Here is an 11,388-nt window from a genome sequence, read left to right as displayed (position 1 = left end):
ACGGCGAGGTGATGCAGGATGATTCACGTAGGAGTCCTCGTTCGAGGCTCCGTACCTTTAGCAGTCCGCGGCATATTTCCTTTTGCCGCGCCTATTTTGGGGGATCTACGTGAAAAGGACTTTTATCTCAGCAGCAGCCGTCCTGGCTTTTGCAGCGACGGCGGCTCACGCCGACGAGCTGGGCGATATCCAGGCCCAGGCCAAGCAACTCCGCGAGCAGAACGCGGCGATGACCAAGCGTCTCGCCGATCTCGAGAAGCGTCAGAAGGCGCTTGAAGCGCAGAAAGAAGCCGCGCCGACCATCAGCCCGGTCGACGCGATGGCCGCCGATCTGCCCTACAAGGCCGCCGTCAAGGCCCGGCCGCCGGAGAACGACGACATCTGCATCAAGGGCATTTGCGTCTACGGCAACTTCGACATGGGCATCGACTATCAACAGCACGGCACGCCGTTCAACGCACTGGCCGGCGGCCCGCTGAACTACATGGTCGAAAAGGCCTCCAACGGCTCCTACTTCGGCGTTGCAGCCAACCAGATGAGCACCTCGTTCATCGGTCTGCGCGGCAAGCAGGAGATCGGCGACAACCTGTACGCCGTGTTCAACCTGCAGACCCTGTTCAACCCGGCGAGCGGCATGAATGCCAACCAGCTCGGCGGCTTCCAGCAGAACAACGGCCTCGGCCAGTCGCCGCAGCTCGGCGGCGGTTTCGCCAACTCCTACGGCGACTCGTCGAAGGGCGGCGAGATGTTCAACAATGCCGCTTACTTCGGTGTCAGTTCGCCCACCTATGGTACCTTCACCATGGGCCGTCAGTCGGCGCTGAGCTCGGACCTCGTCGTCAACTATGACGCGCTGTCCGGCTCGAACGCCTGGTCGCTGCTCACCTTCGAAGGCGCTTCCGGCGGCGGCGGCGATACCGAAGACCGCATCTACGACAACTCCTATGAGTATCGCCTGAACGTCGGCCCGGTGCGGTTGGCAGTTGAGGCGCAGCTGCGCAACGGCGGCAACAGCGCCACCAACAATGCCTTCGAAGGCGATCTCGGCTTCGACTACATGGGCTTCTCGATGGACTTCGTCGGTGGCCACATCAGCGACGCCCTCGTTCTTCCGGCGACCATGTCGTCGTCGCAGGTCGCTCTGTTGTCTGCCAACCAGGCCTCCGCGACGGGCAACGGCGTCGGATATACAATCCCCTGTTCGCTGGGTTGCATGTCGGGCATCGTCTCCGATAACACCGTCTTCCAGGTTGCCGCTCGTTATACGATCGGTCCGTGGAAGTTCTACGGCGGGTATGAGCACGTCCAGTATCAGAACCCGAACAACGCGCTGGCTCCGGGTGCGTTCATTTACGCGGGCTATAACCTCGCCTTCGTCAACAACAACTTCTACGCCCAGGACAAGAACCTGAACGTGTTCTGGATCGGCGCGAAGTACTCGATCACCCCGACCCTGGACATCGCGGCTTCGTACTATGGCCAGCGCGCCGGCTACTTCCAGGTCGGTTCTGGTATCCCGACCGGGCAGTACTCCAATGTTCCGGGAGCGGGTCCCGCTCCAGGCAACCAGGCTGCCGCCTGCGCCGCCAACAGCGCCGCCTCTGCGGGCTGCGCCGGTGGCCAGGACATGGTCAGCGTCGCGATGGACTGGCGTTTCGCCCGTCACGTCGACATGTATGCCGGCGTAGCCTGGAACCAGAAGTTCGGTGGCTTCGCAAGCGGCACCATGCTGTCGACCGCCAACGGCACTCCTGGTGTGATGAACACCCACATCTCGACGTTCGATCCCGGCATCGGTCTGCGCTACCAGTTCTAAGCCAGACCGAAGCCAAATCTAAAGTTGTTGGGGGAGCGGAATTTCCGCTCCCCCAATTCTTTTTAGGATGCCTGCCGGATCGGCCCTTCCGGAACCGGCCGTTTACCGTCGCTGCCGCCGGCCGGGAATAAACGGCGAAGCGCGCGAGTCTTCATCCTCGTAGGGCGCAATCCTGCGCCAAGTGGAGCCACCCGGCTCACCGAGGGAGAAGATGACATGGCGAAAACGGCCGCTGACGATCAGATCAAGGGAGTGGGGCGCCGCGACGTGCTGGAATGCATGGTCTGGGCAGGAACCGGCGTCCTGTGGACCGTCAGCGGCGGCGTGCCTCACTCCATCGGATTGATCGGCGAGGCCGCCGCGGCGGAAGCCGTCAGCGGCTTTACCTTCCTGCAAATGAGCGACAGTCATATCGGGTTCGACAAGGCGGCGAATCCCGACGCGCTCGGTACGCTGCGGGAGGCGGTTGCCAAGGTGAAGGCGATGCCGGTCAAGCCGTCGTTCATCATCCACACCGGCGACATCACCCATCTTTCCAGGCCTGCCGAGTTCGACAACGCCGACAAGGTATTCGGTGAAACCGGCCTTCAGGTGCACTGGGTGCCCGGCGAGCACGACATCATCGATGAAGACCGCGGCAAGGCCTATCTCGATCGCTACGGCAAGGGCGCGAAGGGCGCGGGCTGGTACTCCTACGACGATCACGGCGTCCATTTCATCGGCCTCGTCAACGTCGTGGACTTGAAAGCCGGTGGCCTCGGCAATCTCGGCGCTGAACAACTCGCCTGGCTCGAGGCAGATCTGAAAGGCAGGTCGAACTCGACGCCGATCGTCGTGTTCTCCCATATCCCGCTTTACGTCCTCTACAGGGAATGGGGCTGGGGCACCGACGACGGCCAGCGCGCGCTCGACCTGCTCAAGCGCTTCGGTTCGGTCACCGTTCTCAACGGTCACATCCATCAACTCGCCCAGAAGGTCGAAGGCAAAATGACCTTCCACACGGCACTGTCGACCGCGTTCCCGCAGCCCGCGCCGGGCAGCGCGCCTTCACCGGGACCGATGCTCGTCCCCGCCGATCAGCTCCGCAGCAAACTCGGCCTGTCGACCGTCACGGTCATGCAAGGCAACAAGCCGCTCGCCATCATCGACAAGACGCTGGCCGGCTAATCCTGAGGACTTCCATGCGCAAATTCGTAAATCCATCGCGCCGCGCCGTCTTGATCGCGCTGCTGCTCGGTCCGATTGCCGGCGCGTGCCTCGCCTACGGCGCGCGTGCGGCGCAGGCGCCCAATGAGGTGGTCATCGACAACTTCACCTTCGGTCCGCACGACCTTACCGTTCCGGCAGGTACGACGGTGAAGTGGGTCAATCACGATGACATCCCGCACACCGTAATCGCGAGCGACAAGTCCTTTCGTTCGAAGGCGCTCGACACCGACGATTCCTACTCTTTCACCTTCACCGGTCCCGGCACCTTCAGCTATTTTTGCGGACTGCATCCGCAGATGACCGGCACGATCATCGTGAAGTAATCACGCCGTGGGATTCGGTGAGCAGGGGCAGGCAAGGTACACCGGCAGACTTTCCGGTGTACCGAACCTGAACACGACATGTTAAAAGACCGGCCGGAAAGCTCGGATCGGGCCAACGGAAAATTGCCGTAGTGCAAAACGACGACCGAAACGCGTTCGACGAGATCTTCCTGCCGCACCTGCCAGAGGCTTATCGCCTCGCGCGATGGCTTTCCGGCAATGCATCGGATGCGGAAGATATCGTGCAGGAAGCGGCGATCAGGGCGTTCCGGGGCATCAAGGGTTTCGGAGCCGTCAACCCGCGCGCCTGGTCGCTGGCGATCGTGCGCAACACGGCGCTGAGCTGGTTGACCAGGAACAGGCCCAAGTCAGTGACGTATATCGACGATCTCAATGCGGCCGAACAGCAGGAGCTTGAATATGAAGGCCTGTACGGCACGAAAATAGAGACGCCCGAGGAGGCTGCGCTTCTCAAGGCGGATGCCGAGCAGATCGAAGGCGCGCTGGCGCAATTGCCGGCCCCGTTTCGCGAAGTCATTGTGCTGCGGGAAATCAATCAGATGAACTATCGCGATATTGCCGAGATCACCAATGTGCCGATCGGCACCGTCATGTCGCGGCTGTCGCGAGCAAGGCAGCTGTTGATGGCACTTGTTGGAGGTCGACAGCAGGCATGAATGCCTCCTTGCGCGAGAGTGACGAACTGCTGCTCAACGCCTATTGCGACGGCGAACTCGATCCGGCTGCCGCGAGCGAATTCGAGCGGCGGATGGCGAGCGACGCTGCCTTGAAGGCTCGTTATTCGCAGCTGATGTCGCTGCGGCGGGCCGTTCGCACGCTGCCGCCGGCAGACGTGCCATCCGGCCTGCAGGCGCGCCTCGAGGCCCGGCTGAACGCCGAGCAGACCGGCGCGGAGCAGGCCGGCAGAGCCAATCATGCCATTGCCTTGCGCCGGCGCAGCTGGTCCTTCCAGGCGCTTGCCGCATCCGCGCTGCTCGGCGCCGTCATCTCCGGCTCCGTGCTGAAAACGATGGATCACTTCAGCCGAAGAGACACGATCGCCAGCGAGGTCGTCGCCGGGCATATCCGCGGCCTGATGGCGCCGCAGCCGTTCGACATCGCGTCCTCCGACCGCCACACGGTGAAGCCGTGGTTCACGTCACGGCTGCCGGAATCGCCGCAGGTGCCGGATCTCTCGGCGCAGGGCTTCACGTTGCTGGGCGGCCGGGTCGACGTGATCGGCGATCGTCCGGTGGCGACGATCGTCTACAAGCATGCCGCACATACGGTGAGCCTCACGACGCTGCGCCCCGGCGAGACCGTCCCTGACCAGGCGATCGCTGGCTACAACGTTCGAAGCTGGAGCGATGGCAATTTCAGCTATGTCGCAGTGGGCGACTTGCCGGCTGCGGATCTGGCTGTGTTCGAACGCGCCTTTTCCGCCGCAGCGCCCGCGCCGGAAATAACCAGGCCGTAGTGCGGGCGGCGCGCTCCGATAGTGCGGCAGCAAGCCGGTCGGTTCAGAGGACAAAAGCGCGTGTCCGCCTCTCACCGGGGAGCGGCAGTGCTTGGACGCGACCGGGCAATTCGTGCTAGCAAGGGCGCCAAAAGCAACAAGACGTTCGGACCGGGATGAGCAAACTACGAGTACTCGCCGCTATCGCGTTCGTGGTGGTGATCGCAGCAGCGATTGCGGCCTTCGCTATCGCCTGGCGGCCAGTGATCGCGGCGATTGAGCCTCCCGCGCCGCAATCCTTCGACCGCGCACTCGTCAAACGCGGTCGCGATCTCGCAGCCATCGGCAATTGCAACGACTGCCATACGGCGCCTGGCGGCAAGGCCTTCGCCGGCGGCTTGCCGGTGCCGACGCCGTTCGGCACGGTCTATTCCTCCAACATCACGCCCGATCCGGACAGCGGCATCGGCCGCTGGTCGGAAGCGGCTTTCCGGCGCGCCATGCGGTTCGGGGTCGATCGGGCCGGACATCACCTTTATCCGACCTTTCCCTATGATCACTTCACCAATGTGACCGACGAGGACGACCGCGCGCTCTATGCGTTCCTGATGACGCGCCCTGCCGTTCGCGCAACCGATCATCCCAACGAACTGTCCTTTCCCTTCAACCAGCGCTTCATCATCGCCGGCTGGAAGCTCTTGTTCCTGAAAGGCGGGACCTACAAGGTGGACCGCAGCCAAAGTGCGGAATGGAATCGCGGCGCTTACCTTGTCGATGGATTGGCGCATTGCGGCGCCTGCCATACGCCGCGCAATGGGCTGGGCGCGGAGGAGGCGAACGCCTCGTTTTCCGGCGCCAATGTCGAGAACTGGCATGCCTATGCCATCAACGCGCAATCGCATGCGCCGGTGCCCTGGACCCAGGACGCGCTGTTTCATTATCTGCGCGACGGCTGGGATGCCGACCATGGCACCGCGCGCGGTCCGATGGCGGAAGTCACCGCCAACCTGTCCTCGGTGCCCGAGAGCGACGTTCGCGCGATCGCCCTCTATATGGCAAGCGTGTTTGGACCACCGCCGCAGGGGCGCGACGGCCCGGCCAAGGGCAACGGCGCTCAGGCAGCCGCCGCCGACCAGCCGGGCGCTGCGATCTACCAGGCGGCCTGCGCGACCTGCCATGAATCGGACCGGCCGCTTCCCTATAGCGGGATCGACCTGCGGCTCAGTACGGCGCTCAGTGCGCCGGACCCGCGCAACGCCGCCAACGTGATTTTGTCGGGCATCCGCCCCGTGAGCGGGGAACGCAGCCCCATCATGCCGGGTTTTGCCAACAGCATGACCGACGATCAGCTTGTCGCCTTGCTGCAATATCTCCGCAGCCGCTTCAGCACCCGGCCGCCCTGGAGCGGCGTCGATCAGGCGGTGCGCAATGCCAGGCAGACGGAAACCGTAGCTCTGAAAACTTCTCGCGGGAGCGATAGCGCGCCCGGCGGTTTGAAGCAGCGAGACAAACCATGATGACATTGAAGATCAATGGCCACGATCACGAGATCGACGCCGATCCCGACACACCGCTGCTCTATGTGCTGCGGGACGACCTGAAGCTCAATGCCGCCAAGTTCGGCTGCGGCCTCGGCCAGTGCGGCGCCTGCACGGTGATCGTTGACGGCAGGGCCGTGTTGTCCTGCGTCACGCCGCTCGTCCTGTTGAAGGACAAGGAAGTGACGACGCTGGAAGGCCTAGGCACGGTGGACAAGCCGGCGCCGATCCAGCGCGCCTTCATGGAGGAGCAGGCGGCGCAATGCGGCTATTGCATCGCCGGCATGATGATGCGTGCGCAGGCGCTGTTGCAGCGGAATCCGAAACCGACGGACGCGCAGATTCGCGAGGAGCTGCAAACCAATCTCTGCCGCTGCGGCACCCATATGCGCATCCTTCGTGCCGTGCATCGTGCCGCGCATCTGATGGATACCGCCGAATTGACGAACGAAAAGGGGAGCCCGCGATGAACGGTCCGATCCATCCCGATCGCCGTCAGGTGCTCGCGAGCGGCGGCGCCCTGATCGTCAGCTTCGCGTTGCCGGGCGCCTTTGCGCAGGAACAGGGCGCGAGCGCCGCGCCAAAGCCTCCCGGCAGCCTCGCAAAGTCGCCCTATCTCGATGCCTGGATCCGCATCGATGCCAGCGGCATCACGGCCTTCACCGGCAAGGTCGAACTCGGCCAGGGCTTCAAGACCGCGTTCCAGCAGATCGCCGCCGAAGAGCTCGATGTTCCCTTCGAAGCCGTCAAGGTCGTGACCGCCGATACCAGCCGCACGTCGAACGAGGGTTATACGGCCGGCAGCCACTCGATGCAGGATAGCGGCACCGCGATCCTCAATGCGGCGGCGCAGGTGCGCGCGCTTCTGATCGCGGAAGCCGCCCGGCGCTTCGATGTGCCGGCGGAAAATCTTCGCACCGAAAGCGGCGCGGTGATCGCGCCCGACGGCCGCCGCCTGAGTTACGGCGATCTGGTTGCCGGCGACATGCTGCACGTCGAGGCGCAGGTCAAATCGAATCTGAAGAATCCTGCGAGCTACAAGGTGATGGGGCACCCCGTGCCCCGGGTGGATATTCCGGCCAAGGTCACTGGCGGCGCCGCTTACGTCCAGGACATGCGGTTGCCGGGCATGCTGCATGCGCGCCTCGTCCGCCCGCCGAGCTATGGCGCGCAGTTGACGGAATGCGATGCCGCTTCCGTCGAAAAGCTGCCGGGCGTCGTGAAGGTCGTGCGCAGCGGCAATTTCCTGGCGGTGGTGGCACAAAAGGAGTTCCAGGCCATCAAGGCGATGCGGGCGCTATCGGCCGCCGCGAAGTGGAAGGAAACAGCGCAGCTGCCGAACCAGCACGATCTGCCGCACGTCGTCACCAGCCTGCCCTCGCGGGACTCGGTCATCTTCGAAGTCGGCGACCCTGCCGAGACGGGTAAAAAGACGCTGGAGGCCAGCTATACGCGTCCCTACCAGTCGCACGGCTCGATCGGTCCATCCTGCGCGGTCGCGCAGTTGAGCGGCGGTGTCATGACGGTGTGGACCCATACGCAAGGGGTTTATCCCGACCGCGCCGGCATTGCCGAGATGCTGCGCGTGCCGCCGGCGAATGTTCACCTGATTCACGTCGAGGGTTCGGGCTGCTACGGACACAACGGCGCCGATGATGCCGCGGCCGATGCCGCCTTGATCGCGCGCGAACTGCCGGGCAAGCCCGTGCGCGTGCAATGGATGCGCGAACAGGAGCATGGCTGGGAGCCCTACGGCCCGGCTATGGTCACCAGACTGAAAGCCTCGCTCGACGACTCCGGTGCGATCGCGTCGTGGAATTTCGAGGTCTGGAGCAACACGCATTCGATGCGACCGGGCGGTGGCGGCTGCATGCTGGCGGCCCAGCTGATGGCCGATCCGCTTGCGGTCCCCCCTGCAAAGCCGCTGCCGCTGCCGGAAGGCGGCGGCGACCGCAACGCGATCCCGATCTACAAATTCCCCAACGCCCATATCGTGCATCATTTCATCCCCTCAATGCCGGTGCGGATTTCGGCGATGCGCGGGCTCGGCGCCTACCACAATGTGTTTTCGATCGAGAGCTTCATGAATGAGCTTGCCGAACTCGCCGGTGCCGACCCGGTCGAATTCCGCTTGAAGCATCTCGACGATCCGCGAGCCCGCGAGGTCGTGGAAAAGGCGGCCAAGGAATTCGGCTGGCAAAAGGGACAAAAGGCGCCCGAGGGGCGCGGCTACGGCTTTGCCTTTGCGCGCTACAAGAACCTCGCAGCCTATTGCGCGATTGCGAGCGAGGTCGAGGTCGACCGGGAGACCGGGCGTCCGCGTCTGGTGCGGGCGGTGGCTGCGGTTGACAGCGGCCAGGTTGTCAATCCCGATGGGCTGGCCAACCAGGTCGAGGGCGCGATCGTGCAGTCGACGAGCTGGACGCTGTATGAGGCCGTCACCTTCGATCAGACGCGGATCACCAGCATCGACTGGCAAACCTATCCGATCCTGCGTTTCGATGCGGTGCCGGACAAGATCGACGTCCACATCATCAATCGTCCGGGCCTGCCGTTCCTCGGCAGCGGCGAGACCGGGCAGGGCCCGGCCGCGGCATCAGTGGCGAACGCGATCGCCGATGCCACCGGCAAGCGGCTGCGTGATTTGCCGCTGACGCGAAAGAGGATCAAGGATGCGATCGACGCGTAGGCGCGCGACGGCGGCTGGTTACTGCAACGAAAGCCCGGTCGCGGCTTCCAGTTCGGCGACCGCCTGTTTGGCGTTGGCGACCTTGATCGTGGTCATACCCATCTCGCGCGCCGGCTTCAGGTTGACGCCGAGGTCATCGAGATAGATGCAGCGTTTGGGATCGACCGCGAGCGTGTCCACCATCGAGCGGTAGATTCTTGGATCGGGCTTTCGCAGGCCGATCTTGGCCGATTCGATCACATGGTCGAACAGCGCCATGACTTCGGCAATGTACAGCATCCGTCCGCCTGCGCTGCCGATCGCATTGGCGGGGAGGTTGTTGGTGATGCAGCCGGTCTTGAATTTGGAGCGGATGCGGCGGAGCGCCTCGACCATTTCGGGCCGCAGATCGCCCGCGAGCAGCGGCAATACGTCCTTGCCCCGGACCTCGGCACCCAGCGCCAGCGATTCCGCGGCAAACAAGCCGTCGAACATTTCGATGTCGATCTCCGCGCGCTCGAACTTCGCCCAGGCATTCTCCAAATGATTGGCGGCGTTGGTGCGGCGGATAATATCGGCGGGCAGGCCGCGCTCGGTCTCGAAACGGGCAAAAGCTTCGAACGGCGAGGACGTCAACACGCCGCCGAAATCCCAGATCACAGCTTCGAACATTGCTCTCCCCGCCGTATGCCAAAGCGCGATGAGATCGGGTCGAACCGTCATCGCGCTTGAGCTCTTCGATTGAGCATGGTTTTTCGGAAAACCGCTAGATACTTTTCCGGATCATGCCTTGGCCGGAAAAGCCGCTAACATGGCCTGTGGCCTCGCGCCAGCTTCTCAGGCAGCTAAGGGACGATCAGTCACTGTGTTGCGACTTTCGGGGCTTCGGCCGCTCGCTCGGCAGCGGCCAGCGCCGCATGTTGGCGATTGCCGGCTTGTCGGGACGCCGGGTACTGCTTTAACGGAACCGAGAGCCGGCAGATCAGGCCCTCGCGGCGCCAGTCGAATTCGGCGCGGCCCCCGAGCTGGGATTCGATGCTGGCAATCACGCTGCGCGTGCCGAAGCCGCGCGAAGCCGGCTCCACGACTGGCGGTCCGTCCCGCTCTTCCCATTGAATGGCGAGAACATCCGCTTCGACCTTCCAATTGATTGCCAAGCGGCCCGTCAGCGTCGACAAGGCGCCATATTTGGCCGAGTTCGTGACCAGCTCGTGCAGTGCCATCGCCAAGGTCTGCGCGGTCGCCGGCTGGAGCTGGACGTTCGATCCGCCAAATACGATCTGGTCGTTGACCAGATAAGGCGCGAGTTCCTCGTCGACGAGCTTGGTGATCTCCGCGCCCTGCCAGCTTGAAAGCGACAGGATGGTATGCACCCGCGCCAGCGCGCCGATGCGGCCTTCGACGGCCTGCATGTAGGACTTGGCGTTTTCCCCGCGCGTCAGCCGGACGATCGATTGCGCCAGCGCGAGCGCATTCTTGGCGCGATGGTCGACCTCGCGGGTAAGCAGGGTTTGCCTTTCTTCGGCGCGCTTGCGTTCGGTAATGTCGACGGTGACGCCGCTGACGCGAATGACGCGGCCGGCCGCATTGGTCGTGGCGGCGGCGGTGCCGAACAGCCAACGGATTTCGCCGTCGGGACGAACGATGCGAAACTCGGTTTCGTAGGACTTGACGCCTTTATCGAACTGGAGGATCGCCTTGCGCAGTTCGTGGACATCTTCCGGGTACAGCAGGGCGCGCACATTGTCCGGATTGACGGTGAAGGTCTTGGGGTCGACGCCAAAAATCCGGAACTGACCTTCGTCCCACATCCAGTCACCGTTGACCCAGTCCCAGTCCCAGGACCCCATTCGTCCTGCGGCGAGGGCAAGGCTCCGGCGCTGCTCGCTCTCGAGCAGCCGTGCGTTCGAATATTCGAGCTCCCTGGTCCGGGCGCGCACCCGGTCCTCGAGCTCGGCATTGAACCGCTCAAGTTGCCGCGTCTTGCGGTAGAGGTCGACAAAAACGCGGATCTTGGCCCGCAATACCTCGGGAACGACAGGCACTGGCACGTAATCGACCGCGCCCATTTCGTAGCCTCGGAGGCGGTCGAGGTCCGAAACCTGGATGGCGGAGATGAAAATCATCGCCGTCTTCTGGAACCTCGGATGCTCGCGGATCATGGCCGCGAGCTCGAAGCCGTCGAGCTCGGGCATGCAGACATCCACGAGGATCACCGCCACTTCGTTCTTGAGCAGATATTCGAGCGCCTCCCGTCCCGAGGTCGCAACCACGAGATTCTCGCCGAGTTCCTTGAGAATGACCTCATAGGCCAGGAGCTTGGCCGGCTGATCGTCAACCAGAAGGATGTCTACCTTTTCGTGGTCTGTCATCTAGCG

The 11,388-nt window shown here is 63.5% G+C and carries 10 protein-coding genes; 8 read left to right on the top strand and 2 right to left on the bottom strand.

The features are described from left to right. The first annotated feature begins 109 nt into the window (after nucleotides 1-109). The 8 genes from NEZ08_RS20340 (at nucleotide 110) to NEZ08_RS20305 (ending at nucleotide 9,031) form a co-directional block, all read left to right on the top strand. Nucleotides 110-1,816: a porin gene (locus tag NEZ08_RS20340; RefSeq protein WP_298110919.1), complete on the top strand. Its 1,707-nt coding sequence runs from the start codon at nucleotides 110-112 to the stop codon at nucleotides 1,814-1,816. Between the two features lie 216 nt (nucleotides 1,817-2,032). Then, a complete protein-coding gene (locus tag NEZ08_RS20335) occupies nucleotides 2,033-2,983 on the top strand; it encodes a metallophosphoesterase (RefSeq protein WP_298110916.1) in 951 nt (316 codons plus the stop codon). A 14-nt stretch (nucleotides 2,984-2,997) separates the two neighbouring features. Then, nucleotides 2,998-3,348, top strand: coding sequence for a cupredoxin family copper-binding protein (locus tag NEZ08_RS20330; protein ID WP_298110914.1), 351 nt, complete (start codon nucleotides 2,998-3,000; stop codon nucleotides 3,346-3,348). 131 nt (nucleotides 3,349-3,479) lie between these two features. Continuing rightward, a complete protein-coding gene (locus tag NEZ08_RS20325; RefSeq protein WP_298110911.1) occupies nucleotides 3,480-4,025 on the top strand; it encodes a sigma-70 family RNA polymerase sigma factor in 546 nt (181 codons plus the stop codon). Beyond that, nucleotides 4,022-4,825 carry an anti-sigma factor gene (locus NEZ08_RS20320; RefSeq protein WP_298110909.1) on the top strand — a complete coding sequence of 268 codons (804 nt, stop codon included), beginning with the start codon at nucleotides 4,022-4,024 and terminating at the stop codon, nucleotides 4,823-4,825. The genes NEZ08_RS20325 and NEZ08_RS20320 overlap by 4 nt, the downstream gene beginning before the upstream one ends. A gap of 155 nt (nucleotides 4,826-4,980) precedes the next feature. Beyond that, the gene (locus NEZ08_RS20315; RefSeq protein WP_298110907.1) at nucleotides 4,981-6,321 is read left to right on the top strand and encodes a cytochrome c; all 1,341 of its coding nucleotides are present in this window, start codon (nucleotides 4,981-4,983) and stop codon (nucleotides 6,319-6,321) included. After that, a complete protein-coding gene (locus tag NEZ08_RS20310) occupies nucleotides 6,318-6,812 on the top strand; it encodes a (2Fe-2S)-binding protein (RefSeq protein ID WP_298110904.1) in 495 nt (164 codons plus the stop codon). Before NEZ08_RS20315 ends, NEZ08_RS20310 begins: the two co-directional genes overlap by 4 nt. Next, nucleotides 6,809-9,031, top strand: coding sequence for a molybdopterin cofactor-binding domain-containing protein (locus NEZ08_RS20305; RefSeq protein WP_298110902.1), 2,223 nt, complete (start codon nucleotides 6,809-6,811; stop codon nucleotides 9,029-9,031). The genes NEZ08_RS20310 and NEZ08_RS20305 overlap by 4 nt, the downstream gene beginning before the upstream one ends. A gap of 18 nt (nucleotides 9,032-9,049) precedes the next feature. On the opposite strand, the gene NEZ08_RS20300 is transcribed toward NEZ08_RS20305, so the two are convergent. Next, nucleotides 9,050-9,682, bottom strand: coding sequence for an HAD-IA family hydrolase (locus tag NEZ08_RS20300; protein ID WP_298110899.1), 633 nt, complete (start codon nucleotides 9,680-9,682; stop codon nucleotides 9,050-9,052). Nucleotides 9,683-9,870: 188 nt separating this feature from the next. Continuing rightward, nucleotides 9,871-11,382, bottom strand: a complete 1,512-nt coding sequence (locus NEZ08_RS20295; RefSeq protein WP_298110895.1) for an HWE histidine kinase domain-containing protein — start codon at nucleotides 11,380-11,382, stop codon at nucleotides 9,871-9,873. Between the last annotated feature and the right edge of the window lie 6 nt (nucleotides 11,383-11,388).

Source organism: Bradyrhizobium sp. (assembly GCF_027451485.1).
Taxonomy (GTDB): Bacteria; Pseudomonadota; Alphaproteobacteria; order Rhizobiales; family Xanthobacteraceae; genus Bradyrhizobium.
Note: the sequence above shows the minus strand (reverse complement) of the source record. Positions and strands in the feature narration are given on the sequence as shown.

Bases quoted from the DNA above. Each gene is read 5' to 3' on its own strand.
- NEZ08_RS20335 (WP_298110916.1), top strand. From the start codon at position 2,033: ATGGCGAAAACGGCCGCTGACGATCAGATCAAGGGAGTGGGGCGCCGC.
- NEZ08_RS20330 (WP_298110914.1), top strand. From the start codon at position 2,998: ATGCGCAAATTCGTAAATCCATCGCGCCGCGCCGTCTTGATCGCGCTG.
- NEZ08_RS20320 (WP_298110909.1), top strand. From the start codon at position 4,022: ATGAATGCCTCCTTGCGCGAGAGTGACGAACTGCTGCTCAACGCCTAT.
- NEZ08_RS20315 (WP_298110907.1), top strand. From the start codon at position 4,981: ATGAGCAAACTACGAGTACTCGCCGCTATCGCGTTCGTGGTGGTGATC.
- NEZ08_RS20310 (WP_298110904.1), top strand. From the start codon at position 6,318: ATGATGACATTGAAGATCAATGGCCACGATCACGAGATCGACGCCGAT.
- NEZ08_RS20305 (WP_298110902.1), top strand. From the start codon at position 6,809: ATGAACGGTCCGATCCATCCCGATCGCCGTCAGGTGCTCGCGAGCGGC.
- NEZ08_RS20300 (WP_298110899.1), bottom strand. From the start codon at position 9,682: ATGTTCGAAGCTGTGATCTGGGATTTCGGCGGCGTGTTGACGTCCTCG.
- NEZ08_RS20295 (WP_298110895.1), bottom strand. From the start codon at position 11,382: ATGACAGACCACGAAAAGGTAGACATCCTTCTGGTTGACGATCAGCCG.